32 protein-coding genes are annotated in these 26,638 nt (G+C 41.8%); 19 read left to right on the top strand and 13 right to left on the bottom strand.

Annotation, left to right across the window (positions count from 1 at the left end):
- Window positions 1–80: 80 nt before the first annotated feature.
- The 5 genes from ACIQYG_RS22370 to ACIQYG_RS22350 all read left to right on the top strand — a co-directional run bounded on the left by ACIQYG_RS22370 (window position 81) and on the right by ACIQYG_RS22350 (window position 4,403).
- The gene (locus tag ACIQYG_RS22370) at window positions 81–311 is read left to right on the top strand and encodes an excisionase family DNA-binding protein (RefSeq protein WP_402842647.1); all 231 of its coding nucleotides are present in this window, start codon (window positions 81–83) and stop codon (window positions 309–311) included.
- A 446-nt stretch (window positions 312–757) separates the two neighbouring features.
- Entirely contained in the window at window positions 758–1,777 is a 1,020-nt protein-coding gene (locus tag ACIQYG_RS22365; RefSeq protein WP_402842644.1) for an AI-2E family transporter, read from the top strand.
- A 350-nt stretch (window positions 1,778–2,127) separates the two neighbouring features.
- Window positions 2,128–2,949: a basic amino acid ABC transporter substrate-binding protein gene (locus tag ACIQYG_RS22360; protein WP_402842642.1), complete on the top strand. Its 822-nt coding sequence runs from the start codon at window positions 2,128–2,130 to the stop codon at window positions 2,947–2,949.
- 78 nt (window positions 2,950–3,027) lie between these two features.
- Window positions 3,028–3,684, top strand: coding sequence for an amino acid ABC transporter permease (locus tag ACIQYG_RS22355; RefSeq protein ID WP_402842639.1), 657 nt, complete (start codon window positions 3,028–3,030; stop codon window positions 3,682–3,684).
- Window positions 3,681–4,403, top strand: a complete 723-nt coding sequence (locus ACIQYG_RS22350) for an amino acid ABC transporter ATP-binding protein (RefSeq protein WP_048685484.1) — start codon at window positions 3,681–3,683, stop codon at window positions 4,401–4,403. Before ACIQYG_RS22355 ends, ACIQYG_RS22350 begins: the two co-directional genes overlap by 4 nt.
- 63 nt (window positions 4,404–4,466) lie before the next feature.
- Here ACIQYG_RS22350 and ACIQYG_RS22345 read toward each other — a convergent pair whose 3' ends face one another.
- The 3 genes from ACIQYG_RS22345 to ACIQYG_RS22335 form a co-directional block, all read right to left on the bottom strand.
- The gene (locus ACIQYG_RS22345; RefSeq protein ID WP_214747490.1) at window positions 4,467–4,838 is read right to left on the bottom strand and encodes a hypothetical protein; all 372 of its coding nucleotides are present in this window, start codon (window positions 4,836–4,838) and stop codon (window positions 4,467–4,469) included.
- Window positions 4,839–4,997: 159 nt separating this feature from the next.
- Entirely contained in the window at window positions 4,998–5,882 is an 885-nt protein-coding gene (gene cidR / locus ACIQYG_RS22340; protein ID WP_402842635.1) for a cidABC operon transcriptional activator CidR, read from the bottom strand.
- A 166-nt stretch (window positions 5,883–6,048) separates the two neighbouring features.
- The gene (locus tag ACIQYG_RS22335) at window positions 6,049–6,474 is read right to left on the bottom strand and encodes a universal stress protein (protein WP_402842722.1); all 426 of its coding nucleotides are present in this window, start codon (window positions 6,472–6,474) and stop codon (window positions 6,049–6,051) included.
- Window positions 6,475–6,639: 165 nt separating this feature from the next.
- On the opposite strand from ACIQYG_RS22335, the gene ACIQYG_RS22330 reads away from it, so the two are divergent.
- From ACIQYG_RS22330 to ACIQYG_RS22310, 5 genes are all read left to right on the top strand, one after another.
- Window positions 6,640–7,035: a MerR family transcriptional regulator gene (locus tag ACIQYG_RS22330; RefSeq protein ID WP_402842632.1), complete on the top strand. Its 396-nt coding sequence runs from the start codon at window positions 6,640–6,642 to the stop codon at window positions 7,033–7,035.
- Between the two features lie 73 nt (window positions 7,036–7,108).
- Window positions 7,109–7,876: a 3-hydroxyacyl-CoA dehydrogenase gene (locus tag ACIQYG_RS22325; protein WP_402842629.1), complete on the top strand. Its 768-nt coding sequence runs from the start codon at window positions 7,109–7,111 to the stop codon at window positions 7,874–7,876.
- Window positions 7,877–7,955: 79 nt separating this feature from the next.
- On the top strand, window positions 7,956–9,101 hold the full coding sequence (locus tag ACIQYG_RS22320; protein ID WP_402842627.1) for an acyl-CoA dehydrogenase family protein: 1,146 nt from the start codon (window positions 7,956–7,958) through the stop codon (window positions 9,099–9,101).
- A gap of 27 nt (window positions 9,102–9,128) precedes the next feature.
- Window positions 9,129–10,280, top strand: a complete 1,152-nt coding sequence (locus ACIQYG_RS22315) for a thiolase family protein (RefSeq protein WP_402842624.1) — start codon at window positions 9,129–9,131, stop codon at window positions 10,278–10,280.
- 130 nt (window positions 10,281–10,410) lie between these two features.
- Window positions 10,411–11,991, top strand: coding sequence for a fatty acid--CoA ligase (locus tag ACIQYG_RS22310; protein WP_402842621.1), 1,581 nt, complete (start codon window positions 10,411–10,413; stop codon window positions 11,989–11,991).
- Window positions 11,992–12,360: 369 nt separating this feature from the next.
- Here the strand turns inward: ACIQYG_RS22310 and ACIQYG_RS22305 are convergent, their stop codons facing one another.
- The 3 genes from ACIQYG_RS22305 to ACIQYG_RS22295 all read right to left on the bottom strand — a co-directional run bounded on the left by ACIQYG_RS22305 (window position 12,361) and on the right by ACIQYG_RS22295 (window position 13,747).
- Entirely contained in the window at window positions 12,361–12,543 is a 183-nt protein-coding gene (locus ACIQYG_RS22305; RefSeq protein ID WP_034306455.1) for a YfhD family protein, read from the bottom strand.
- 108 nt (window positions 12,544–12,651) lie between these two features.
- On the bottom strand, window positions 12,652–12,774 hold the full coding sequence (locus ACIQYG_RS22300; protein ID WP_252279825.1) for a YfhE family protein: 123 nt from the start codon (window positions 12,772–12,774) through the stop codon (window positions 12,652–12,654).
- Between the two features lie 52 nt (window positions 12,775–12,826).
- Window positions 12,827–13,747 (bottom strand): TIGR01777 family oxidoreductase, encoded by a 921-nt coding sequence (locus tag ACIQYG_RS22295; protein WP_402842720.1) that lies wholly within the window; start codon window positions 13,745–13,747, stop codon window positions 12,827–12,829.
- Between the two features lie 125 nt (window positions 13,748–13,872).
- Here ACIQYG_RS22295 and recX point away from each other — a divergent pair, with 125 nt between their 5' ends.
- Both recX and ACIQYG_RS22285 read left to right on the top strand, forming a co-directional pair.
- Window positions 13,873–14,670, top strand: a complete 798-nt coding sequence (gene recX / locus ACIQYG_RS22290; RefSeq protein ID WP_402842617.1) for a recombination regulator RecX — start codon at window positions 13,873–13,875, stop codon at window positions 14,668–14,670.
- Between the two features lie 74 nt (window positions 14,671–14,744).
- Window positions 14,745–15,056, top strand: coding sequence for a YfhH family protein (locus tag ACIQYG_RS22285; RefSeq protein ID WP_402842615.1), 312 nt, complete (start codon window positions 14,745–14,747; stop codon window positions 15,054–15,056).
- 41 nt (window positions 15,057–15,097) lie between these two features.
- Here the strand turns inward: ACIQYG_RS22285 and ACIQYG_RS22280 are convergent, their stop codons facing one another.
- The gene (locus tag ACIQYG_RS22280) at window positions 15,098–15,253 is read right to left on the bottom strand and encodes a small, acid-soluble spore protein K (RefSeq protein WP_034305387.1); all 156 of its coding nucleotides are present in this window, start codon (window positions 15,251–15,253) and stop codon (window positions 15,098–15,100) included.
- 113 nt (window positions 15,254–15,366) lie between these two features.
- Between ACIQYG_RS22280 and ACIQYG_RS22275 the strand changes: the two genes are divergently transcribed.
- Window positions 15,367–15,633, top strand: a complete 267-nt coding sequence (locus tag ACIQYG_RS22275) for a YfhJ family protein (RefSeq protein WP_096339008.1) — start codon at window positions 15,367–15,369, stop codon at window positions 15,631–15,633.
- A gap of 50 nt (window positions 15,634–15,683) precedes the next feature.
- Here the strand turns inward: ACIQYG_RS22275 and ACIQYG_RS22270 are convergent, their stop codons facing one another.
- Window positions 15,684–16,661 carry a metal-dependent hydrolase gene (locus ACIQYG_RS22270; RefSeq protein ID WP_402842610.1) on the bottom strand — a complete coding sequence of 326 codons (978 nt, stop codon included), beginning with the start codon at window positions 16,659–16,661 and terminating at the stop codon, window positions 15,684–15,686.
- 208 nt (window positions 16,662–16,869) lie between these two features.
- On the opposite strand from ACIQYG_RS22270, the gene mutY reads away from it, so the two are divergent.
- On the top strand, window positions 16,870–17,988 hold the full coding sequence (gene mutY / locus ACIQYG_RS22265; RefSeq protein WP_402842607.1) for an A/G-specific adenine glycosylase: 1,119 nt from the start codon (window positions 16,870–16,872) through the stop codon (window positions 17,986–17,988).
- 247 nt (window positions 17,989–18,235) lie between these two features.
- On the opposite strand, the gene ACIQYG_RS22260 is transcribed toward mutY, so the two are convergent.
- Window positions 18,236–18,460, bottom strand: coding sequence for a hypothetical protein (locus tag ACIQYG_RS22260; protein WP_402842605.1), 225 nt, complete (start codon window positions 18,458–18,460; stop codon window positions 18,236–18,238).
- A gap of 68 nt (window positions 18,461–18,528) precedes the next feature.
- On the opposite strand from ACIQYG_RS22260, the gene fabL reads away from it, so the two are divergent.
- The 5 genes from fabL to ACIQYG_RS22235 all read left to right on the top strand — a co-directional run bounded on the left by fabL (window position 18,529) and on the right by ACIQYG_RS22235 (window position 22,806).
- The gene (gene fabL, locus ACIQYG_RS22255; protein ID WP_402842602.1) at window positions 18,529–19,278 is read left to right on the top strand and encodes an enoyl-[acyl-carrier-protein] reductase FabL; all 750 of its coding nucleotides are present in this window, start codon (window positions 18,529–18,531) and stop codon (window positions 19,276–19,278) included.
- A gap of 81 nt (window positions 19,279–19,359) precedes the next feature.
- A complete protein-coding gene (locus ACIQYG_RS22250) occupies window positions 19,360–19,635 on the top strand; it encodes a gamma-type small acid-soluble spore protein (RefSeq protein WP_402842599.1) in 276 nt (91 codons plus the stop codon).
- 160 nt (window positions 19,636–19,795) lie between these two features.
- The gene (locus ACIQYG_RS22245; RefSeq protein WP_063577340.1) at window positions 19,796–20,050 is read left to right on the top strand and encodes a YgaB family protein; all 255 of its coding nucleotides are present in this window, start codon (window positions 19,796–19,798) and stop codon (window positions 20,048–20,050) included.
- Window positions 20,051–20,283: 233 nt separating this feature from the next.
- Window positions 20,284–20,814: a nucleoside tri-diphosphate phosphatase gene (ntdP, locus tag ACIQYG_RS22240; protein ID WP_048685440.1), complete on the top strand. Its 531-nt coding sequence runs from the start codon at window positions 20,284–20,286 to the stop codon at window positions 20,812–20,814.
- 243 nt (window positions 20,815–21,057) lie between these two features.
- The gene (locus ACIQYG_RS22235; protein WP_402842594.1) at window positions 21,058–22,806 is read left to right on the top strand and encodes an ABC transporter ATP-binding protein; all 1,749 of its coding nucleotides are present in this window, start codon (window positions 21,058–21,060) and stop codon (window positions 22,804–22,806) included.
- Between the two features lie 87 nt (window positions 22,807–22,893).
- On the opposite strand, the gene ACIQYG_RS22230 is transcribed toward ACIQYG_RS22235, so the two are convergent.
- The 4 genes from ACIQYG_RS22230 to ACIQYG_RS22215 form a co-directional block, all read right to left on the bottom strand.
- On the bottom strand, window positions 22,894–23,814 hold the full coding sequence (locus tag ACIQYG_RS22230) for an EamA family transporter (RefSeq protein WP_402842591.1): 921 nt from the start codon (window positions 23,812–23,814) through the stop codon (window positions 22,894–22,896).
- Between the two features lie 291 nt (window positions 23,815–24,105).
- On the bottom strand, window positions 24,106–24,453 hold the full coding sequence (locus ACIQYG_RS22225) for a hypothetical protein (protein ID WP_402842588.1): 348 nt from the start codon (window positions 24,451–24,453) through the stop codon (window positions 24,106–24,108).
- Window positions 24,454–24,466: 13 nt separating this feature from the next.
- Window positions 24,467–24,997 (bottom strand): NAD(P)H-dependent oxidoreductase, encoded by a 531-nt coding sequence (locus ACIQYG_RS22220; protein WP_402842585.1) that lies wholly within the window; start codon window positions 24,995–24,997, stop codon window positions 24,467–24,469.
- 18 nt (window positions 24,998–25,015) lie between these two features.
- Entirely contained in the window at window positions 25,016–26,620 is a 1,605-nt protein-coding gene (locus tag ACIQYG_RS22215) for a DHA2 family efflux MFS transporter permease subunit (RefSeq protein WP_402842717.1), read from the bottom strand.
- Between the last annotated feature and the right edge of the window lie 18 nt (window positions 26,621–26,638).

The following is a 26,638-nucleotide window of genomic DNA, read 5'->3' as shown; positions in this document are numbered from 1 at the left end:
AGGGACTTTCAATCATTAAATCAAGCACTTCAAATAATGCCTCATATCTAGTATAGTTAGAGGGGAAAAGGGGTGAAGGCATGTACTTGACAGTAAAAGAGACTGCGGAATATCTATCGATGCCGGAAACTTATATAGAAAATTTGATCATTCAAAATAAAATTCGCACCGTTCATGATGGTGAGCAGCATTTGATTTTTAAAGAGCAGTTTAATATGCATCTTGAACAGATGGAGAAATATAAGAAGCAATTAGCGGATTATTATAATGAACCTATCCCTGAAGATATCGATGTGAAGGATGAAGATTAGCATCTTTCCATTTGGCAGATGTTGAGTTTGTTGACAAAAGGGGGAAGGTGCGAGACTCATGCGGGAAAAGCGCGTCTAGGGGAGATCCCGCAGGCGCAAACCGAGGAGGCTCCACGATCGCCCGCGGAAAGCGAGTGCCTGAAGCGGAAATCAACGTCCAAATTCTAAAACATAATAAAAACCTTAGATATACTAGATTTTCATTGAGTTTGTCTACGGTCTGGCATCTGCCGATTTGGCAGATGTTTTTTCATGCAGAAATGGCTGTGAAATCAATTTTCGAATTTTCGTAAATGGTCTTAACTACGTCTCCATCCCGGGTCTTACTGATCATTCAAATAATTTTGTTGTCAATGCAAGGTAATTGTAGTAGAATTCCTCAATTCCGTGTAAAATGAAAGGTAGATGGAATTATCACGGCAGAATGGTAGTTAGGAGATAGGTAAGTGGTAAAAGAGTATTTGCAAAGCGAAGGTTTTTCAAGGTTAATTACATTAATTGTGTTAGTCCTCTTTTTAATAAGCATCGGCAGTATGGTTAATATCGTGTTATTCACATTTGTTTTCACTTTCCTGATGGGAAGGCTGGAGCAATTCATCATGATTCGGCTGAATAAAGTGATGCATATCAACTCCAAGGTTGTTATAAGCTTTTTATATGCAGTCGTCATTTCTTGTTTAGCCATCGTACTTTATAAATATCTACCGGTCATTACGCTACAATTCACGGAATTAGTGACACAGATCGTTTTCTTCTTTCAACATCCACCAGATAGTAGGGTCATTCAATATGCCATTAATATAATGAACGAGCTGGAATCGCCGCTCGATCTTCAAAAACAGATGAATACACTCTATCTTTATATATCCGATTTCGGTAAACTGGCATTTCAAATTTTCATTTCCATGTTGCTTAGTCTATTTTTCTTATTGGAAAAAGATAAAATCATTCGATTCACCTCTAAATTCAAGCGGGCCAAATTTAAATCTTTCTTTATAAACTTAAGCCACTTTGGCGTCAAATTCATCAATTCATTCGGAAAGGTGATTGAGGTCCAGTTCTTGATAGCCATTACGAATGCCGTCCTATCCGTAACTTTCTTATGGATTCTTGGCTTCCCGCAGTTGCTCGGTCTAGGGATCATGATTTTCTTCCTTGGTTTGATTCCGGTTGCAGGGGTCATCATCTCCCTCATCCCGCTTAGCATGATTGCCTATAGCATCGGCGGCATGCCCAAAGTGATTGCTGTATTAATCATGATTGTTGTGATCCATGCAATTGAAAGCTATATTTTAAATCCGAAATTCATGTCGGCAAAAACAAATCTTCCAACATTTTTCACCTTCATCATCCTATTGTTTTCCGAGCATTTCCTTGGGATATGGGGATTGATCATCGGAATACCGATCTTCATCTTCCTGTTGGATATGTTAGATATCGAAGAGGGGAATATGGAAGCCCCATAATAATCTTTATAATCTTTTGAGCAGCGGCCACGCTAATATGGCCGCTGCTTATTTTTGTTCTATTAAATCCTTTGAAAGGTGACGCTAACTGTTTTCAATATAATATCCATTAGTTCGAGTAAAGGGGAAAAGGGTGCATCTTTCCCTATTAGAGCTTAATTGCGTTTTTGATTTACCGAGTTAATGGATTAAAATTTTATTTTACTAAAGTTATTTATCGACTTTTTATTGCATAAAAAAACAAATAAACGTATAATATTCTTAAAAGAATATACTGAAAGTTCTCTAAAGTTAGATTTATCTGTTTTTTTAAAAAAAAGAGAGTTTACGAGAGAGAAGAGGGGATTATTTTGAAAAAGGTTTCTTTTTTAGTGTTTGCCATGGTAGCTTCTTTGTTACTAGTCATGACAGGATGCGGGAAGGGTAAGGAAGTCTCGACAACTGGTAAAGAAGAAGAGTCCAATGGAAAGACACTCAGGATCGTGACGGACGCCAACTATGCTCCATTTGAATATCTTGAAGGCGATAAGATTGTAGGATTCGATGTTGATTTCATCAATGCCGTTGCAAAAGAAGCGGGTTATGAAGTTAAATTGGAAAGTGTTGGTTGGGATCCGATTTTTGTTGAAATCGAAGGTAAGAGAGCGGATGTCGCCATATCTGCGATTACAGTGAATGATGAAAGAAAACAATCTTATGACTTCTCTGTTCCGTATTTCTTATCCACAAACAAGATTCTCGTTCCGGAGAATAGTGATATAAAATCAGGAGATGAATTGAAAGGAAACGTCGTTGCCGTTCAGACTGGTACAACCGGACAGGAAGCGGTAGAGAAACTCCTTGGAAAGAATCACAAGGATATCAAAAAATTCGAAAATAATAACCTGGCCATTCAGGAATTACTAAAAGGCGGGGCTTCGGCTGTCGTAGCTGATAATACAGTTGTTGAAGAATATGTGAAAAATAACCCCGATCAAAAACTGAAAGTAGTTGAAGATAGCAAAAGTTTCAATGAGGAATTTTATGGTCTCATGTTCCCAAAAGGCAGTGAATTGAAATCGGAGTTCGATAAAGCCGTGAATGCCATTTATGAAAATGGGAAATATGCAGAAATTTACAAAGAATGGTTTGGTACTGATCCAGATATAGAAGCATTGAAAGCACAACAATAAAATCAAATGGATAGAAAAAGATTGCGTAACTTTACGTGTGAAGTTACGCAGTTTTTTTGGCCTTAGGAGGGAAACAAAATGAGCTTTCGCTGGGATATTATTTTTGAATATGCACCTTTCCTATTAAAAGGAACATTGCTTACTATAGGGCTGTCGGTTTCCTCCATCCTCATCGGAACTTTTTTGGGGTTATTGATCGGTTTAGGGAAACTCATGAGAAACAAAGTGCTTGCCTTTCCATTTTACTGTTATGTCACGGTTTTTCGCGGAACACCGCTTTTAGTTCAAATCTTTTTAATCCATTTTGGAATTGTACCCTTTTTTACCGGGGAAACGAATGCAGTAGCTGCCGGTGTCATTGCTTTATCTTTAAATGCAGCCGCATATATTGCCGAAATTTTCCGGGCGGGCATTCAATCCATCGATAAAGGGCAAATGGAAGGGGCGCGTTCATTGGGAATGACCCATATCCAAACAATGGTACATGTTGTATTGCCTCAAGCTTTCAAACGGATGATTCCTCCGTTAGGAAATGAATTCATCGTATTATTGAAGGATTCATCCCTGCTTTGTGTCATTGCTGCCCCGGAATTAATGTATTGGGGGAAAGCGATGGGGAGTCAGTACTTCAAAGTGTGGGAGCCATACTTGGCGTGTGCCTTCATCTATCTATTCCTGACCCTCATTTTAAGTTTCGTATTAAATAGACTCGAAAGAAGGTTGAAAACAGAATGATAAAGGTGGAGAATCTAAAGAAGTCATTTGGCGAAAATGATGTATTGAAAAATATCAATGCAATCGTTTCCCCTCGGGAAGTAGTCGTGGTAATTGGTCCTTCTGGGTCGGGTAAATCCACTTTCCTCAGGTGCATCAATCAACTTGAAACGATAACGGGAGGCCATATTTTCATTGAAGGGCTTGATACGACAGACAAGAAGGTCAATATCAATAAAGTCCGGACCGAAGTTGGCATGGTATTTCAGCATTTTAACTTATTTCCACATAAGACTGTTCTTGAGAATATAATGCTTGCGCCTATAAAGGTCCGTAAGATATCCAAAGAACAGGCATCCCAAAGAGGAATGGAACTGCTTAAGAAAGTGGGACTTGCAGAGAAAGCGAACGCATATCCGGATTCATTATCGGGGGGACAAAAGCAACGTGTCGCAATTGCCAGGGCTTTGGCGATGGAACCCAAAATCATGCTATTCGACGAGCCGACTTCCGCCCTGGACCCGGAAATGGTCGGTGAAGTCCTTGAGGTTATGAAGCAACTGGCTAAGGAAGGCATGACCATGGTAGTTGTGACCCATGAGATGGGGTTTGCAAAAGAAGTTGGAGATCGCGTGATTTTCATGGACGAAGGTTATATTATTGAAGAAAATATTCCTAGTGAGATTTTTAATAATCCCCAGCAGGAAAGAACGAAAGCCTTTTTGAGTAAAGTGCTTTAATGGCACGTAAAGAAAAAAACCTTCCATAAAGGGAGGTTTTTTTTCGGAGTATATCAGGGGGCTTCATTTGATGCATGAAGCGCCTAAAAGCGATTCAGGGCTTTTACCGAGCACAAGCATACTGATTTTGGCATATCCAATATTTTTATTTTGGGAGAAGGTCTGAAGTAATACCTGGATATTCGGGTCATCCTTTAACTTTTGAACTTCCTCTATATATAATCCGATAACGGAGGGCATAACGAATTCAGGGGTGTATTCGTTAGGGTTTTCATCCATGAGTAACGTGCCCATAAATTGATATTTAAATTGAAGAGCCCGTGTTAAGGCAATGACATGGAGCAGTTTTTTAAATAGTTCGGGGTAAGAATATTTAATTTTCTCCAGAGCTGCTTCTGTTGCCTGTAACTCATCGACACTAGATAAAGTGATCATGATTATCTCCTTTTTAGAATATATGGCATCCATCAGCATTTACCGTGCTTTTTACTTATACTAGTCTAACCCTGCCGAAATGCATTGTAAAATGGTTAGTTGTTATCATGTGCATAACCCAAATCTATGATACTGCTTACATCAATCATGCTGGATAATTCACTCCTTATGAGACAATGCTTCCCTCGTATATTTCAGCCATTCTTTTGCAGCGTATGAAAGGTAATGGTCCTTACTCCAAATGAATCCTAAATTCCAATTAATTGAGGGATTTTTAACCTTGATTGTCTTTACGCGCTCATCATGACGGCACAAACTTTCAGGTAATAGAGCAACGCCAAGTTTACAGTAAACCATTTCCTCAATAAAATCCCAGCGAGAGCTTTCCGTGACAATATGTGGAGAAAAACCAGCTTCATTACAGGATGAAATGATAAGATCTCGTAGGACGTAATCTTTATTGAATAAGATGAAAGATTCGTTTTCCAAGTCGGCCAAATCAATTTCTTCCACACAAGCATGGGGATGGGAGGGATGAACAATTAAGTTGATGTCCTCTTCCAAAAAAGCAAAATGATGAAAAAGTGCGGTGTTGGTTGGCAGGACTATTACGCCTATATCGATTAAATCATTTTGGACGGATTCTTCTATCTTCTTTGAACCATCCTCTACTAATTGAAAGGTGATATTGGGATAGTCCTCGTGAAAACGGCTAAGAATTCGGGGGAAGAAAGAAGCGTCGATGATCGGCGGCAGCCCGATGCGTATATGTCCCTTTTTCAAACCTAATAAATTGTCCATTTCCGTTTCTAAATTGTGAAAGGCCTTATCGATCAATTTTGCCTGTTCTAAGACGACCCTGCCTGCATCGGTCAAGATCAGTTGCTTGCGTGAACGATCAAAAAGCTCAACACCTAGCTCGGTTTCCAGGTTTTTAATCATCTTGCTGATGGTCGGCTGGGTAATGAATAAATGGTCGGCAGCCCGAGTGAAGCTATTGAAATTGGTTACCTCTATAAAGTATTGCAAATGTTTAATATCCATTGCGTCACCTGTTATCCTCGTTTAAAATTAGTTTCATTTTACCCGTAAACGGAAGTGTTTGTAAAACATGATAAGTTTGGAGTTCCCTGCACGCATAAATAAGCTGGATTCCAAGAGGGAACCCAGCTTATGAAAGGCTGGCTATAAAGAGTACCTGCCGTAAATTTCATTTGACCAACAAGACGGGCACTGGGGAATGCTGGACGATATAGTGGCTTACGCTGCCTAGGAATTCCTTGAAGCCGCTCAACCCGCGGCTGCCCATGATGATAAGGTCACAATCCTGGGATTTTGCATGTTCCAATAAAGTCGTGATGGCTGAACCCTCTACGACAAATGTTTGGGATGCATTCGGGATTTCGGATAAAAGCGCTTCCGCTTTTTTAATCACTTCATTGCCGTACTTGAGCATGGTTTCTTCAATTTCCTGAAAAGCATTGCCATATATATTTGGCTTGATTGGCAGCGTTACGGCGTGAAGCACTTGGATTTCGATAGCGGGATCCAGCTTCGCTAATTCAATCGCTTTTTCTAAAGACTTAAGTGCCAATTCAGATTCATCATAAGCAACTAGTATTTTTGAACATAGCATCAATCGATCATTCCCTTCATTAAAAGAATATACCCATAGTATATCAATTTGAATCTTTCATGCAGTTTCATATATTATAAATTTTGTGAATATTTCATTGAAGTTTACGTTAACGTCAATGTTAAAATAAAGGTAAATAATCCCTTTGCAAAGTGTGGTTTTAACATGTACACCATTTCTGAATTAGCAAAAGAATTCGGATTGACGACAAGGACCCTCCGATATTATGAGGAACTGGGTATGCTTAGGCCAATGCGTACCGAAACGGGAAAAAGAGTTTATGGAAAGAAAGAATATGCACAGCTCAAAATCATAATGCGCGGGAAGAAATATGGTTTTTCGTTAGTGGAAATTAAGGAAATAGTCCTTTTATTCGATAAGGATAGGACAGGCATTAAGCAATTGGAAAAAACGATTGAAACTGCAGGACAGAAGTTAAACGATATTAATGAACGAATTAAAGAGCTGGACGGGTTGAAGCAGGATTTTGAACAGGTAATCAAAGGCTTTACCGAAACCCTTCATGACTTGAAAATGACCGATAAAACAGGCAAGAGGTGAAATTAATCTTGAAAATAGGTTTTGATGATAGTGAAAGATGAATATACATTCTAGAAACAAATGGGGTGAGGATTTGGAAATTCAAGAAACCATTGCAGTTGTGACAGGCGGAGCTTCAGGTCTGGGAGCCGCGACAGTAAGAAACATCATTAATAAAGGAGGAAAAGCGGTCATATTTGACCTCTCGGAAGAAAATGGCGCTAAAATGGCTCAGGAATTGGGAGATTCAGTCCTGTTCATTAAAACGGATGTTACCAGTGAAGAAAGCGTAGCGGCAGCGTTGGGTGAAGGAATGAAAAAATTCGGGAGCATCAATACGGTCATCAACTGTGCAGGCATTGCGATTGCAGAGAAGGTCATAGGCAGAAAAGGTGCACATCAATTGAAAGCGTTCTCAAATGTCGTGCAAATCAATTTGGTCGGTACGTTTAATGTAATACGGCTTGCGGCCGAAAAAATGGTCGATAATGAACCGAACCAAGAGGGGGAGCGTGGGGTCATTATCAATACAGCTTCGGTAGCTGCTTTTGAAGGACAAATCGGACAAGCCGCATATAGTGCCTCCAAGGGTGGAATTGTCGGTATGACTCTGCCGATCGCAAGGGAGCTTGCCACCAAAGGGATACGTGTCGTATCGATTGCACCGGGTCTATTCCATACTCCGATGTTCGATTCATTACCTGAAGTAGCTAGGATGTCATTAGGGAAAACCGTGCCATTCCCATCAAGGCTCGGGTATCCAGAAGAGTACGCTAAACTAACGGAAAGCATCATAACCAATCCAATGCTGAATGGGGAAACCATTAGACTGGATGGGGCCATTAGAATGTCACCAAGGTAAGTTGTTAATCCCTTCAGGGTAATCCATTGTAAATCTAGAAAAAGAAGCTCGACAAAGGAATGGAAAGGAGATAAAACAGATGAAGCATCCATATCTAAGTGAAGAACATGAAATTTTCCGTAAGTCCTTCCGAAAATTTTTAGAGAAAGAAGCAGTTCCCCACTATGAACGATGGGAAGAAGAGAAGATCATTCCCCGGTCTTTTTGGGTTAAAATGGGGGAACAGGGTTTTATATGTCCGGATCTTGAAGAAGATTATGGGGGTTCCGGGGTAGATTGGGGCTTTGCCGTTATAATTAATGAGGAATTGGAAAGGGTTGGTTCGGGGTTCATTGGTTTCGGACTTCACAGTGACATCACCGTTCCGTATATTTCCGCATACGGAACCGAGTCGCAGAAACAGCGCTGGCTTCCTAAATGCACGACAGGGGAAATCATTACAGCCATTGCCATGACAGAGCCTGGTACAGGTTCGGATTTGGCCAATATAAAAACGACTGCCATTTTGGATGGAGATCATTACATATTAAATGGCCAAAAGACATTCATCACAAATGGCATTCATTCTGATTTGGTAATTGTTGCCTGTAAAACGGATCCCAGTGCCGTTCCGAAACATAAAGGCGTAAGCTTAGTCGTGGTCGAAAGGGATACACCCGGGTTTTCGAGGGGGAGAAAACTGAAGAAACTTGGCTTGCACAGTCAGGATACAGCAGAACTCATCTTCGAGGATTGTCGTGTTCCAAAGGAAAACCTGCTTGGAGAAGAAGGCAAGGGGTTTACTTACTTAATGGAAAAACTGCAGCAGGAACGACTTGTGGTGGCAATTTGTGCACAAACCGCGTCTGAGGATATGCTGGCCGATACGATTGAGTACGTGAAGGGCAGGGAAGCGTTCGGAAAATCAGTAAGTCAGTTTCAAAATACTCAATTCAAAATCGCGGAAATGGCAACGGAGATCAAAATGGGGCGTGCCTTCCTAGATCAATTGATCGCCAAACATATGGCTGGTGAACAGGTTGTAACGGAAGTTTCGATGGCAAAATGGCGTTTGACGGAGACTGCCAGAAAAATATCCATTGAATGCATGCAGCTCCATGGCGGCTATGGATATATGGAGGAATACAAGATTGCGAGAAGGTATCGGGATGTTCCGGTAGCAAGCATCTATGCCGGGACAAATGAAATCATGAAGAAAATCATCGCTAAGAACCTGGGCCTATAATAAAAGGATGAGAGGGGAAGAGAGTATATGCGGGAAGTGGTTATCGTTGAAGGGATTCGCACGCCGGTAGGCAGAAGGAACGGTGTCTTGAAAGACGTTCGCCCTGATGATCTGGCAGGTGAAGTATTGAAGAGTCTGATTGAAAAGGCGGGCATCGATCCGGCTATTGTCGATGATGTAATTTTAGGCTGTGTTTCACAGTCGGGTGAACAGGCCGGTGATATAGCAAGGGTTGCTGCACTTATTGCCGGATTTCCGATTGAAGTGCCGGGAACGACGATTGACCGTCAATGCGGATCAAGTCAGCAGGCAGTACATTTCGCTTCCCAGGCCATCTTGTCGGGTGATATGGATGTGGTAGTGGCCGGTGGAGTGGAAAACATGTCAAGAGTTCCCATGGGGTCTAATTATCAAGGTGCTGTAACAAGCCAAAAGTATATGGACTTATATGAGGTGATCAACCAAGGGTTATCAGCTGAAAGAATCGCCGATAAGTGGGGAATAACACGAAAAGATTGTGATCAGTTTTCCGTTGACAGTCATGCCAAGGCAATACGTGCACAAAAAGAAGGGCATTTTAACCGTGAAATGATATCAGTAACGGGTACTGATAAAGAAGGAAATCAAATCGAAGTTACGGAAGATCAAGGACCAAGGGGCGGAACTACGCTTGAAGTGCTTGCTGGGTTGAAACCGGTTTTTCAAGAAGACGGTTTAATCCATGCAGGGAACTCAAGTCAGATCAGTGACGGTGCTGCCGCTTTATTATTGATGGAACGCAGTAAAGCCGAAGAACTTGGATTGAAGCCGCGCTTTAAAGTGCATACACGGGTTGTTGTCGGGTCAGATCCCACCCTGATGCTAACGGGACCGATTCCCGCCACCAAAAAAGCTTTGGAAAAAGCAGGTCTTACAATTGATGATATCGATATCTTTGAAGTGAATGAGGCTTTCGCTCCTGTACCGATTGCCTGGCTAAAAGAAACGGGGGCAGACCCCAAGAAGCTGAATCCAAATGGCGGGGCGATTGCCCTGGGGCATCCTCTTGGCGGCAGCGGGGCCCGATTGATGGTGTCCATGATTCATGAGTTAGAAAGGACGGGCGGCCGTTATGGGCTGCAAACAATGTGTGAAGGCCACGGCATGGCGAATGCGACCATCATTGAAAGATTGGACTGAATCTGGACTTCCATTTATGAATATTCGTAATTCGCACGAAAGTAAAAGCTGAAAAAGGGATGAAGCCGACCATCGGCAGGCTTTACTGAATTCTTCCTGTTGATGGTGGTTACTTGAGGAGGAAAATTATATGTCAGTAACGATTAAAAATATCTTTGATCAGACGGTTCAGGAATTCCCCATTAAAGACGCTATCTACGACGTGAGAAGGAATATCCGCTATACGTACATTCAATGGAATGAACAGGTGAATAGGTTGGCGGCGGCCCTTCAAGCGGAAGGGGTGCGAAAAGGGGACAGGGTCTCTACGTACCTTTACAACAATGAAGAGCTTGCAACAGCGTTCTTTGCCTGTGCAAAAATAGGTGCAATCTTTAATCCGATCAACTTCCGTTTAATGCCGGAAGAGTTGGCCTTCATCTTGAACGACGCTGCTCCAAAGGTCGTTTTATTCGAACATGAATTGGAAACGAACGTTGCCGCGGTTGAAAAGCGATTTCCGGAAACGGCCTTCTGGTATATTGATGAGGATGTGCCTGGGTATGCCAAAGGTTACCGCCAGAAATTGGCCAGTATCTCATCAAAGCCAGATGAAGTGGAAGTTCACGAAAATGACATTTATGCCATCATGTATACGAGCGGGACAACCGGACGTCCCAAAGGGGTCATTCACCTTCATAAAGACATGGTCAAACAAGCCGAGATTTTAATAGAGGCCATGAAGTATGAACGCTCTGATATCGGTTTGATTACTGCCCCGATGTTTCATTGTGCTGAATTGCACTGCTCTTTTTTACCTCGCGTACAGGTCGGTGCCGCTAATGTCATATTACATCAGTTTAATCCCAAAACGGTCATGGAACTGATTGAATCCGAGGGGATCACCAAGTTTTTTGCTGCACCAACGATGTGGAACATGCTCATTCAGGAAAACTTGGAGAAGTATAAATTCCAGAGTTTGAAGCTAGGGCTTTATGGAGCAGCCCCGATGGCTCCATCACTTGTACGTGCCTGTCAGGAGAAACTTGGCATCCAGTTCATCCAAGCTTATGGAATGACTGAAATGGGTCCCGCCATCACTCTCCTAATGGAGGAAGATCAAATTAGGAAAGCGGGTTCTGCCGGCAAGGCATGTTCCGGTCATGAAATCATCATTGCCCGTCCGAATGACGAAGGGCCATCGGATCCCGGGGATATGCTGGAACCTGGGGAAACAGGGGAAATCCTCGTAAAGGGTCCGTGCATCATGCAGGGTTACTTTCAAAAAGAAAGAGAGACCGAAAAGGCGCTCTACAAAGGCTGGTACCATTCCGGTGACATCGGATTCCTGGATGAAGATGGATATCTGTGGGTCAAGGACCGTGTGGACGACATGATTATTTCTGGAGGGGAAAATATTTATCCACGCGAAGTGGAGGATACACTATATGAGCATCAAGGAATTCTTGACTGTGCAGTACTTGGTCAGCGAGATGATCAATGGGGAGAAACGGTAACGGCTTTCATCGTAGCCAAAGACCCTTCGCTAGCGGAAACCGATTTAGAAACTTGGTGTAAGAACAGTAATACTCTGGCGAACTATAAACGTCCAAGGAGATATATCTTCTGTAATGAACTGCCTCGGAATGCAAGTGGGAAGATACAAAAGTTCTTGCTTCGTAAACAGTTGGAAGAAAATGTTGATGGCAAAGGTTTGGGGAACCCTCTTTAATGCAGGGGTCGGCAGCCGATACAACACCACGTTATGATTGGAAAAGTCATTTAGAATTGCTGGGAATGTAATAGAGATGGATGAATTATTAAATAAATAATAATCCTGTGGAACAAATGAAGGAGAGAGAATAGTTATCCACAACAAAAATGCAGGGTGGTTAGCGCAATATCTCCTTTATCCACATAATCCACAGGGTTATCCAGAAATAACATTATTTTCATGTTAATAAGGTGGTTTATTGTACTTATTTTTTATCAGTATTTTCAGAATATATCCACAATATACACAGGGGTGTGGATAAGTTGTGTGAATAATGAAAAAACAAGGGGCTGAATTACAGCCCCTTCGTTTGGTTTATTCTGCTTATTAGCGGCGATTATGAGCACGGCGGTCAGCCGCATTTGCACGGGCTTGTGCCTCGATATCTTCCTGGTCAGCCAGTTCTGAAGAATATTCAACGTCAAGTCCGTCACTTTTCAGGTTTTTGGGAACCTGAGGAAGTTTCTGTTTGTTCTTATCTCGATTATGGTGTATGTTATTTCGTCCCATGTTATCGCCCCCTGGAATAAAGAATAAGCTGGAGATGAATTCACTGATCATCTCCAGCTTATTTTGTGTAGAGTGGCTGTTCAAAATGTACGGGAAAAAACTCCAAACTTAACGACGGGATTTCTTCTCGGTATATCCACCAGCTTTATCTGCTTTTTTAAATTCGCGAGCATAAAGAATCGCTTGTGTACTAGTTAAGTTACTTTTCTCTTTATCGTGTTTTTTGAGCAATTAAATCATCTCCATTCACTTAATATCCCTATTTTTTCCTAAAATGACCCATTCATACGTGGGAATCTTCTTTTAAGATATTTTGTAAAGCTTCTTTAAGGGTTGGAAAGGAGAAGGTGAATCCTTCCTCTTTAAGTTTAGTGGGAAGGACATTTTGCCCCTCAAGTACAAGTATGCTCATTTCCCCCAACAGTTTCTTGAGGAAGAAGGGGGGGACGGTTAACCAATGGGGCCGGTGCAAGGCAGCTCCTATCGTTTTCCCGAATGTATCCATCTGAACGGGGTTCGGTGCCGTAAAATTGACTGGACCTTCTATCCGAGCATCTTTCATGCAAAAGATGATTGCACGGACCGCGTCATGGATATGAATCCAGGAAAGCCACTGATTCCCTTTGCCAACCTTTCCTCCGCCAAATAGTTTATAGGGGAGGGCCATCATTGGCAATGCGCCGTCTTTTTCCCCAAGAATCACCCCGAATCTTGTTAAGATTAACCTATTACTGTAAGAGCGTGCTTTAGCTGCTTCCTTTTCCCATAGTTGAACAGTACGGGCCAAGAAATCATCACCAATGGATTCAGAGGTTTCAGTAAAGGTTTCATCGTCCGAAATACCATAATACCCGATTGCACTTGCATTAATGATGACGGACAATTTATCGGGCAGTATGGAAATGATCCGGTTCATCTCTTTGGAAGCTTCGATCCTGCTTTCGACAATCCGGCGCTTTCGTTCAGGTGTCCAACGGCCGTTGTTCAGAGATTCACCAGCAAGGTTAATGAACACATCGAGCCCCTCCAAGTACTTTTCTGGCTTTGCCTCCTCGGTCAGCCAGCCGATATATGTCAAATTAATCTGTTTTTTAAATTTTTCGGGATGACGGGTCAAAATATATATATCATGATTTTCTTTTGATAATTCATCAATAAGGGCTTTGCCGACAAAACCGCTTCCACCAGCAATGGCTATTTTCATGAAAACCAATTCCTTTCCCTGTCTTTCCTTCACTTTAACATGCCCTTGTTCTTTTTTCATTTTTAGACATGCTATATATAGAAATGGTAAACGTAAAGGGGTAAAGTAGGTGTGGGGGTGAATTTATGCCAAACATAACAAAAATAACAACCCAAAAGAAACGTAAAGATCGTTATAACATCTTCGTTGACGAAAAATATTCCTTCAGTGTAGACGAAGAAGTGCTATTGAAATTTCATTTGAAAAAGGGTATGGAACTTGATGACCTGCTTTTGGCCGAAATACAATTCCATGATGAAATCCAAAAAGCATTTACCGATGCTCTTAATTATTTATCATACCGGATGCGCTCGGAATCGGAAATTCGCCTTTATTTAAAAAAGAAGGAAACGGAAGAGCCGATCATTAAGGAAGCGATACATAAACTATACAGTTTTAACTATTTAGACGACCTTGAATTTTCCAAGGCTTACGTACGGACCCATGTAAATGGAGGGAATAAAGGGCCCACCACCCTTAAGCTTGAGCTTAAGGAAAAAGGGGTGCAAGATAAGTTGATTGTCGAGGCATTGAAGGAGTACCCCTATGATATTCAAATTGAACATGCCAGGAATCTCGCTGGAAAAGCGGTCAAAAAGGAAAAAAACATTTCCGAGCGAGCTTTAAGGCTGAAAGTTGAACAAACCTTGTTACGGAAAGGTTTCCCTAGAGATGTCATCCATGAAGCACTTGAAGGTGTGACGGTTGAAAAGGATGAGGATGAACAATGGGATTCCCTTTGCCACCATGCCGAAAAAATGCAACGCCGATATAAAAACCATGAAGGCTTTGAATATGAACAAAAAATGAAGCAGGCATTATACCGAAAAGGTTTTCCAATAGAATTGATTGAGCGTTATCTTTCCAATCCAGATGATGATTAAGTGCATCAATAGCCAAATCACAAAATTTTGTTTAATATAGAAGTAAATTATTATTTCATTGAGGAGTCATATATATGAGCGACGTAAGATATAGCAAGATGTCTGCCTATGAACTACAACAGGAAATTGCAGCGTTGACTGAAAAAGCGAGAAAAGCAGAGCAATTGGGAATGGTTAATGAATTTTCAGTATTGGAACGAAAAGTGACGATGGCCAAGGCTTATTTGTTAAATCCGGATGATTTCAAAAAAGGTGAAATATATCAAATTGACGGAGATCCGGGTGTCTATTTCAAAATTGATTATATGAATGGCGTATTCGCCTGGGGTTACCGCTTGAGTGGAAGCGGTAAGGAAGAAGCACTCCCGATTTCAATGCTGAAATAAAAAGGAACCGGGGAAGTACCCGATTCCTTCTGATGTACCTTTTAATTCGATCGCTCGTTTGAAGCTTTCATTCTTTCTTGAGGGTGTGTATTAATACTTCCATCTGCACGCTTTGAAGCATATCTTGCCTTTGCACGAGGCTCGCCTTGGAATTTATTATTGTTTTGGTTGGGGAATCCTTTTTGTTTATTTCGCAAATTTTTCTCCTCCAAGCATCAGATTAAAGAAAGAAGCGTTTCCGCTTACCACTAGTATGGGTATGGAACAGTATAGTTCATTCTGTAAAAATATTGGCAATGAGGTGGTTCTAATGAATGATTACCATGAAAGATTAACCAAGATACTGCTTGAGAAAAATGAACACATCACGTATGAGCAAGCTTTGACTTGGGTGGAATTATTATGGGAAGATTTCGAGGCGACCTATGCAAAGGCCGGGCATGAATATGCCGGAGAAGAAATGACATCACGCGTTGTAAGGACCTGGATTGATAATTACGGAGAGCAATTCCACGAATTCATTGCAAAAAACCCTAAATATAAACAGTTATTAAATCAGCAGAATCGACTGCATTAAAAAAAGCTGATTCCAGAGGGGGTCCCTGGAATCAGCTCTTTTTCAATATACTACAAAATAATATTCAATTTCTTCTGCAGTTTCGCTTCGCTAAAGATCCAGCCGGTATAAGAATTCAAGATATTCAATTCGCTGTCTAAATGGACCACGGCCACAAACGGGTAATATCCATTGCTGCGGTATCTTAAATCGATGAAACGGACTTCATAATATTCTTTTATCTGTTCGATTTCGAAGCGGTAAACCGGAGAAAAGGACAGAAAGGCTGCCAAGTTGATATCCTTCTTGGCGGCTTCGATAATTTCACTTTCAGGCAATGGCACTCGATCGAACGTATCAAGAATCTTCACATATCCATTATCGGCCCGTGCCACATAATAATTCTTTTCGGTAATCACTGCAATTTTCCAGCGGTGAAAACGCATGGTCGGTGATAATAGAATTTTCCTTGCTCCAGGAATTTGCTTTTTGACCACTTTTTTTATAAAAGCTTGTTCCCTGAACCTTGAAATGTAATAAATGACGAGTATTCCATAAATGGAAAGAAATAAATAGCCTGGAGGAAATCCAAAGCCCCATAATATCAGTCCGGCAACATGTATTCCAAAAATGAACGGATCGAATGTATTGATGACCCCTAAAGCTACCCATTTTGATGAAATCGGCCTAAGAGCCTGGGTCCCATAAGCATTGAATATATCCACGAATACGTGAAGGAATACGGCTAAAAAGGTCCAAAGCCAAAGATGAAGGTAATTTGCTTCAGGTATGATGGCGAAAATTGCTCCGCTGATAATCAAGGGCCAAAGTAAAACAGCGGGTATGGAATGCGTGATTCCACGGTGGTTACGTATATATACAGCGTTATTCCTTAATTTTAAAACGGTGTCAATGTCCGGAGCTTGTGATCCCAATATCGTACCTGCTATGACTGCACTTGCAGTAACTGGGCTCTGCGCAATGACGGGATCTAATGTGGCAAGACCTCCAAGAGCAATTCCCATGACAAAGTGAGTACCTGTATCCAAAAAACTAACCTCCCTGCCACAATTTGAAAAAAATGGTCTTCTTTCATCATACCGTATTTATATATTAACCATCAAATGAATATAATTTTGACTTATTTCAAGTGACCCGTTACAAATAAATGGATATGAACATGATATTAAAAAAAGAATGGCCTACTATAGGTATTCCCAATTTTGATAAGAGTGTAACATCTTTGGAGGAACTGATGTGAAAGAAATAACGATCCCGACAATAGAAAAAATAAAAATCGATGAATTTCAAAAAGATTTGGTTTCCTGGTTTCTCGAAGAACAAAGAGAATTGCCATGGAGGGAAAATAAGGACCCGTACCGCGTTTGGGTTTCTGAAATAATGCTGCAGCAAACGAGAGTGGACACGGTGATTCCTTATTTCAACCGGTTTGTGGAATGGTTCCCGACACTCGAGGATTTTGCCAATGCCGATGAAGAGAAAATCCTAAAAGCTTGGGAAGGGCTGGGATATTACTCGCGTGTAAGAAATCTGCATAGTGCCGTTCAGGAAGTGAAGGCATCCTACAATGGGATCGTACCGGATGATCCCGAGGAAATCTCCAAATTGAAAGGTGTCGGACCTTATACTGCTGGTGCGATTCTTAGTATCGCATACGGCAAGCCGGAGCCAGCCGTTGATGGAAACGTCATGCGTGTTTTATCAAGGATATTAATGATATATGAAGACATAGCAAAGCCGAAGACAAGAAAAACATTCGAAGCTGCCGTCAGAAAGCTGATCGATCATGAACATACTTCAGCCTTCAATCAAGCCTTGATGGAACTTGGAGCATTAATCTGCACACCAGGTAAGCCTGCCTGCCTATTATGCCCCGTTCAAAGTCATTGTCTAGCATTTGAAGCTGGGGTCCAGTCGGAATTACCGGTAAAAATCCAAAAGAAAAAAACGCGGGATGTACCAATTGTAGCTGCCGTTTTAACGAATGAAAAAGGTGAATTTTTAATTCACAAGCGATCTTCAGAAGGATTGCTTGCAAATCTTTGGGAGTACCCGAATTTCGAAAACCATTCAACCCTTTTGCATAAGAGGGAATTCTTCGCGAGCCGGTTTCAGGAAATGTATGGCGTCAAACCGGAAATCACTGAATCACTTGTGAGAATTGAACATGTTTTCTCACATCTCGTTTGGAAAGTGGACACGTATATCGGAGTGGTCAAAGAAGCCATCAGTGAAGAGACATTAAGTGAACAGCAACTTAAGTGGGTGAGTGAAGCAGAGATGGAGCAGTTAGCATTTCCGGTTTCCCATCAAAAAATGATGAAGGCGTATAAAGAAAAAGAGTGTATTGAATAACGATTGTGGGTTCAATCATCATACTCATACATGGGGTGCGTATTGTAAATCCTTAGGAACAGGCAGGGGCATTTCAGAATGAAAAAAGAATTCGGTAATGTAATTCTTAGGGGCAGCCCTGATTTGCCCAATGTCCATAACGTCTGATAATAAATAAAAAACGCGCTAGTGGTATTATGCTAAAAGAGGATATCCGCTAAGATATCCTCTTCCTTTTGTTGATTTTCGAAGCCATATCCGTATAAAATCAATCGTAACTGGTTTGCGTTCCGTGGGTATAATCGGCTTCCTGCCTATTAAGTCCGCCTCTATTTTCAATTTCTTTGATGATTTCGCTATGGATAGTCTGTCCTTCTTGGTTTAAATAAGGTACCATTTGTTGAAGGGAGTGATGAAAATAGGCAAGTTCACCATTTTCCCAATCCGATTTTTTCATCATCGACAACTCAGTCATATCACGTCCAACATACATAACAGTAACACTCCTTAAAAAAATGATTTTTATTACTCGGTGTTTACTCAGAAAGGATGAATAAACGAATGGAACAAAAAGTGGCACTCGTTACAGGTAGCAGTAAAGGTTTAGGCAGAAGCACGGCAATAAGGCTTGCAGAGGAAGGTTACGACCTCGTTATTAATTATGCCCGGAGCAAGTCGAAAGCATTAGAAGTGGCAGCCGAAATTGAAGCGTTGGGGCGAAAAGCCCTTGTAGTTAAGGCAAATGTCGGTGATGTTGCGAAAGTGAAAAGCATGTTCGAGGAAATCGATGCTTATTACGGACGTTTGGATATCTTCATCAATAATGCGGCCTCAGGAGTGCAGCGTCCATTGATGGAGCTGGAGGAATCCCATTGGAACTGGACCATGGACATCAATACAAAAGCACTCCTTTTCTGCGCACAGGAAGCGGCGAAATTAATGGAGAGGAACGGCGGAGGGAAAATCGTCAGCATCAGTTCACTAGGATCCATTCGCTATTTGAAAAATTATACAGCTGTTGGAGTTTCCAAAGCTGCGCTTGAAGCCCTGACAAGATATTTAGCGGTCGAACTGGCTGCTAAAAATATTTGTGTCAATGCCGTTTCAGGCGGTGTGATCGATACGGATGCCCTGAAGTCTTTCCCGAATCGGGATGAAATGCTTGCTGAGGCGGCAGAACAGACTCCCGCTGGACGGATGGTCGAGGTGGAAGATATGGTGAATACCATCCTGTTTTTAATTTCCGATGGAGCCGGGATGATTCGTGGACAAACCGTAATAGTTGATGGAGGCATTTCATTGCTTGTTTAATGTAACTGGAAAAATTTAAATGATTTTTGTTGGATAGCACTCCTGGATAATGGTTATCTTATTATCGTGGAGGTGATATCAATGGCTAAAAACATGAATAAATCACAAGCAGGTACTGACGTTCAACAAGTAAGACAACAAAACGCGCAATCTCAGCAAGGTCAAGGCCAATTCGGTACAGAATTCGCTTCTGAAACTAACGTTCAGGAAGTGAGACAACAAAACGCGCAATCTCAACAAAGAAAAGGCCAAGGTCAAGCACAAGGCCAATTCGGTACAGAGTTTGCTTCTGAAACTAACGTTCAAGAAGTGAAACAACAAAACCAAAAATCTCAAAGCAATAAAAACCAAGGCTAATTGCCGATGAAAAGCATCCTTCTTATGAAGGGTGCTTTTTTTTGCATTTCATTGGATTCGACAAATGTTTCGTTGTGTTTACATTTTATGTCAAAGGAGAAAGCTGATAAAAATAGAATATACATACTATAGAAAAAATACAGATTAGGAAGGTGCATTCATGGAGGAATTTAACCGGCTTATAAACAACCAGTTGAAAACGATGGATAAGCTTTTACTTTTACAATCCGAAATCGAAAGATGCCAAGATATAGAGAAGCAGCTCCTTGCCCTTGAAGAGGAGAGTGAAGCGGTCACCATTCAGGAAGAGATTCAACTTAAAAAGCAGGAATTGAAAAGTATCCATGATATGTTCGAAAAGCAAACGGAAGAAGTCATCCGTTATTTTCAGCAAGGACAGGCAGCCATACGATAAATAACCGGCTAATTTCTTAGATGAAATGGGTGGATGGTCAGACTTTTTCGACTTATTTACACATTTTCACTGGGAGATTAGCCACTTTTGTTTTAAATTTATGAATAAATCGCTATAATATAGGAATATAGGGTAAATGGAAAAAAGTATATATTTTAAATACACACAACAACTGCAAACGGAATAGGGCACAGTACGCTGTCAGGGTGTCTATAGAAAGTAGGGAGAGATTAATGGGGATTGTTCCTGCCGAAGGAGGAAAAATCCAAATCCATAGCTATAAACATAATGGACATATCCATCGTATCTGGGAAGAGACAACCGTTTTAAAAGGGACCCAAAATCTGGTGATAGCAGCGAATGACCGTACTATGGTAACGGAATCAGATGGAAGGACCTGGATTACGAGAGAGCCGGCGATTTGCTATTTTCATTCAAAGTATTGGTTTAATGTTATTGGTATGTTGAGAGAGGACGGGGTTTATTATTATTGCAATATCAGTTCGCCGTTCACATACGATTCGGGAGCATTGAAATACATTGATTATGACCTGGACATTAAAGTATTCCCAGATATGACGTTTAATTTGCTGGATGAGGATGAATATGAAAGGCATCGGAAAGAAATGAATTACCCGGATGCCATCGATTCAATATTGAAACAGAACGTAGACTATTTGATTTATATGATACGCCAGCGAAAAGGACCATTCTCCGCAGAGTTTATTGATAGTTGGTATGAACGCTTTTTAACCTATCGATGATAGAAAAGGCCTGCTGCATAATTGGCAGGCTTTTTCATTGTGTATCGTAACTACACAACTGATTCAATCTTTCAAGAATGCAGGAACCATTAAACCTCCTACAAATGTTTATGAAAGTAATCCTTTTGATAGTTAATTATCGAAAAAGAAAATATAATTGAATAGTGCATATAAGATTCCCAATTGACTGCTATGGACTTTTTTTAGCATTTGGAATTATTGATTAAGAAAAGGAGGAATTCCGTGGGGAGCATTAAGAGATATTTGCAATTCGTCAAACCATATAAATGGCAGATAATCGGGACGGTACTGATTGGATTGCTAAAGTTCGCGATTCCGCTTTTGCTTCCATTGCTCAGTAAGTATATAGTGGATGACATCATCGGAAACGGTGACCTGTCCAAAGCCGTAAAGTCCGAACGCCTTTTATGGGCAATGGCCATCATGATATTCATTTTCGTTGCAGTCAGGCCGCCGATTGAGTATTACCGTCAATATTTCGCTCAATGGACCGGAACGAAAATCTTATATGATATTCGTAATGATTTATTCACTCATATACAGAAACTGAGTTTTAAATATTATTCCAATACAAGGGTGGGCGAAGTCATTTCGAGGATGATCACGGATGTGGAACAAACGAAGAACTTTGTCATCACGGGTCTGATGAACCTTTGGCTCGATATCGCAACGATCATCATAGTGATAGTCATCATGTTTACAATGGACGTTAAGTTAACCATTGTATCCATCATCATGCTTCCATTTTACGCATTTTCGATTAAGCATTTCTTTGGCAAGCTGAGAACCTATACAAGGATTCGGTCCCAAGCGTTAGCGGATGTACAGAGTCACCTTCATGAACGGGTTTCAGGGATGTCAGTCATCAAAAGCTTTGCGATTGAAGACAGGGAACAGGTATTGTTTGCAAAGCAGAACAAGAATTTCCTCGATAAGGCCCTAAAGCATACGAGCTGGAATGCCAAGTCATTTGCTGTCGTGAATACAATCACGGATATTGCCCCCCTGCTCGTGATAGGATTTGCCGGTTATCAGGTCATTCATGAACAATTGTCACTGGGCACCATGGTTGCTTTCGTCGGTTTCATTGATCGGCTATATAATCCCCTCAGACGTTTAGTTAACTCTTCGACGACAATGACCCAGACATTGGCGTCCATGGACAGGGTTTTTGAGTTTGTGGATGAGAAGTATGATATCGATGACGAACCAGGGGCGAAAGAGCTGAAGCATGTGGATGGCCGAATAACGTTTCAGGATGTATCGTTTGCTTACGACGAGAAAGAGGCACCCGTTTTAAAACATATAAACTTGGATGTTAAACCAGGGGAAACCATTGCACTTGTCGGGATGAGCGGCGGCGGGAAATCCTCGATCGTCAGTTTGATTTCCCGTTTCTATGATGTTACGGAGGGAAGGGTATTATTGGATGGGATGGATATCCGTAAATATCAAGTCCGCAGCCTAAGAGATAAAATAGGAATGGTTCTACAGGATAATATCTTATTTAGTGAATCGGTTAAGGCCAACATTCTTATGGGACGACCTGATGCAAGTGATGAAGAAGTATTTGAAGCGGCAAAGGCGGCGAATGCTCATGACTTCATCATGAGTCTAAAAGAAGGATATGAAACGAAAGTCGGGGAGCGGGGAGTAAAATTATCCGGTGGCCAAAAGCAACGGGTGGCCATTGCGAGGGTATTTTTGAAAAACCCTCCAATCCTCGTTCTCGACGAAGCCACCTCCGCATTGGATTTGGAAAGTGAACACTATATCCAGGAGGCGCTGGACATTTTGGCGAAAAACCGGACCACGATCATCGTGGCCCATCGGTTATCAACCATCACGCATGCCGATCGGATCATTCATATCGATAATGGGGAAATTACGGAAATGGGAACACACGAAGAACTTATGAAAAAGCAAGGGCATTATTACAACCTATTTCAAGTACAACAATTGGATTCTTAAGGAGAAAAGGCAATACAAGTTAAAAAAAGAAGACCATTCCGCTAACGGGAATGGTCTTCTTTTTTATTCTGATACGGTGCATGAACGTTATGAAATCCTTTTTTCATGCAGCGTTTTTTTTCTGTCAGGAAGGAATTGCGGCAGATGCTTTATTCCCTCAGGCAAGGCGATGCCGACGATGATCAAGCACATCCCGATCCATTGCAGTGACGTAACCTGTTCATTCAAGAAGATGACGGAAACGACCATCGCTGAAGGCAGTTCCGCAGCACAAAGAATCGTTCCAAGCCCGACCCCCACTTTCGGCAAACTGACAGCAAAGAAAAAGAAAGGAACTAAAACACCCAAAGTGCCGAGGAGCAGACCGTAGTACCATAGGTTCGTTTGGACAAGGTCCGTCACAAGCGTGACGGGGTTAGTCGTGAATACAGCAGTCAGCATACCACCCGTTGCAATGAAAAATAGCCGTTTCATTGAAGATTCCCCAACTGCGAATTGAGAGTTGCAATACATATACAGCGCAAAAAGCAACGCAGACAGTAGTCCGAACGATACGCCTTTTAGGCTTAGACCAGATAGAGGCTGACCAAAGATCGCCCCTGCCAATAATGTACCGATGAAAAGAACGAAAATGGCAATGAGTTTATTTTTATCCGGGCGTCTTTTATTTAAGAAGCTTTCTATAAGGACGCCTATCCAGGTAAATTGAAATAAAAAGACAACGGCAATCGAAGCGGGAAGCTCGGATACGGAAACGGCATATGCCTTTCCGACGAAAGTGGACATCATTCCCGTGATTAAAAGTAATCCGGCACTCTTCCATGAAACTTTATATTTAAACGAAAAAAGAAATAAAACGGAGACAATCAGCCAACCGACAAGATATTGACTGCCGACCAGTTCTCCAGAAGAATGGCCATCCATGAATCCAAACTTCATCATGGTGGATAAAGTGCCGTATGAGATCGAACCGATTAAGACCATTATGGAATACTTCAAAAGTTGCATGTTTTTCCCCCCTATAAAAATAAAAATCGCCACCTGCCAAAACGGCAAGTGACGAACGAAAAAAGGAAATCCTTTTAAAATTCCGTCTCTCAACAAAAGCTGAGTTTAAAAAAATGTATGTGTTGCATTATCTTAGCTTAAGGTCTTTGTGAATATTTGTCAACCAGAAAAATAAGTTAAGGTTGGGGGTCTAACTTTAAGCCGAGGCAGTGGGAGAGGTCGGAAATATTCCTTTCTGCATAGTAATTGAAAACCCCCAAAGAGGCGAATATGCCAATTGGGGGATGGGCTTCAATCGCCATTTTGCTGGAAGTCTTCCAATGTACCACGGTATTCCGCGTCTTTCATTTTGCGAAGATTAGGCTTTTTTTCTGAAGCTGGCTCATCATTTGGCTTTTGTTTGTGAAGCTTGGAAAGTGCCATACGATAATCCTGATCTTTCATTTTCAATTCATCATTGTCTGTTGGGGAGATGATCTCGGTAACGGAATCATCAGCCGAAGAGAAAGCGGACTCCTCATGCGGGTCCTCTTCCTCGACAGCCCGCGGCTTACCTTCAGGTGATAAGGCTTTGATATTGTATGTGATCAAGCCCGTAACCGCTAATATGGCAACGATGATAATTAGAATTATGCCCATTGAATCAAGCCTCCTAGAGCTCGTTTATGAATGAACGGGTGACATGGGCTACCCGTTTTCCTAATGCTTCTCCAAGCTGCAAGTCATTTTGGGTGATGTTGTCATCCACACCGGGCGGACAGCTTATCCCCACTCCATAGTAGGAACCATATAAGGCGTTTTCCGGGACAGTGCCGGGCAAACCGACAATGATCATGCCTTGATGAAGCATAGGGGTGATTAAGTTCAGCATGGTAGCCTCGAGTCCGCCATGTACGGTGGCCGTTGTACAGAACACAGCACCCACTTTATTGATCAGGGCACCTTCCGCCCATAGATAACCAAGTTTATCAATCCATGTTTTCAAACTCGAACTGATGGTGCCGAAATGACCGGGACAGCCCCAAATGATGGCATCCATTTCCTGAAGCTTATAAACATCCGCCTCGTTTACATGGTCAATGAGAACCTCAGCGCCAGGGACCGCAGCGGCTCCCTGGGCAATTGATTCGGCAAGTGCTTTCGTATGGTTACCTTCACTGTCGTAAACAACATAAATCTTCATTTTTATTCCCCCATTTAATTAAACCGATTTTTTTACTGGTGAAGGGAGCAAAGGTACATCCAAATGTTCATGTTTAGCTTTTTTCATTGCTTTGTCCTTCCGAACGTCACGCAAAAACAGTGAAAGAACGATACCGGCAATTGCGAAGCCTGTTGCCCAAAAGAATGCATCATTGATTCCCATCACATTTGCTTGACCCTGGATTTGGGAAGAAATCAGTGACATGGCAGTTTCCTGTGCCTGTTCACTTGTTTGATTCATCGAAGTCATGATGGATTGAACGATTGTTTGGAAATTCTGAACGAAACCGGGATCACTCGTACTCATTTCCGTTCCTAAAGCAGATCCATGGAAAGAAGCACGGGTTGTATAAATGGTCGTAACGAAGCTCGTACCAATGGCTCCAGTCACTTGTTTCAACGTATTGCTCATAGCCGTACCATGTGTATTCAAATGCTTAGGAAGCTGATTCATCCCAGCAGTCATGATCGGCATCATCAGTAAAGACATTCCAAGTGCGCGGATTGCATAGATGATGACCAAAGTCGAATAGGTAGTTTCCGTAGTCAATTTAGCGAATTCGAAGGTTGTGACAGCAGTGATAGCTAAACCAAGAAGTGCTAATGGACGAGGGCCGATTTTGTCAAATAATGCTCCTGAAATGGGTGACATCACCATCATCACAAGGGCTCCGGGTAACATCAATAGGCCGGATTGAACTGGTGTAAAGCCTCTTAAAGTCTGCAAATATATAGGCAATAAGAATATCCCGGTAAACATGGCCACTGTTACGATTGCAGAAATGATATTGGATAATACGAACATGTCATACTTAAATACACGGAAGTCGAGCATAGGCGTTTCCGATTTTAACTGTTGAACCACAAATAGCGTCAAAAGGATCAGCCCAATGATGATCGTTCCCAGAACGACGGGATCCGTCCAGCTTTTGGAACCTGCTTCACTGACACCGTATAGTAATGATGCAACGCCTATCAAGGATAGAGACGCACCCAACAAATCCAATTTGATTTTCTTTGGTTCAGCTACATTACGCATACTTAAAAAGGCGAGCGTCATGACTATCATGCCTAATGGCACCATTGCGTAGAACATGACCCGCCAGCTATATTCCTGAATGACCCAACCTGATAAAGTCGGGCCGATTGCAGGGGCAAACATAATGGCAAGTCCAAAGATTCCCATTCCTTTCCCGCGCATTTCCGGAGGGAAGATGAAAAGAATGATCGTCATGACCAATGGCTGCAGGATCCCGCCGCCAGCCGCTTGAATCAGCCGGCCTGTAAGGATGACGGGGAAATTTGGTGCGATGCCGCAGATGAATGTCCCGACTGTGAATAGAAACATGGCAGCAAGGAATAAAATGCGCGTGCCAAACCGTTCTATTAAAAAAGCGGACAGTGGAATCAAGGCTCCGTTCACGAGCATGAATCCTGTTGATAACCATTGAATCGTAGTCGCAGTTACATTGAATTCTGCCATCATCCTAGGCATGGCGACACTAAGCAGGGTTTGATTCAAAATGACCATGAACAAACCTAGCATTAAGATAATTAACATGGGGGCAAACTGTTTCATTCCCTTGTTTTCATTTACTGTGATGGTTTGAGAAGCCATTTA

The sequence above is a fragment of the Peribacillus sp. NPDC096622 genome (genome assembly GCF_044762665.1).
GTDB lineage: Bacteria > Bacillota > Bacilli > Bacillales > DSM-1321 > Peribacillus > Peribacillus frigoritolerans_B.
Note: the sequence above shows the minus strand (reverse complement) of the source record. Positions and strands in the feature narration are given on the sequence as shown.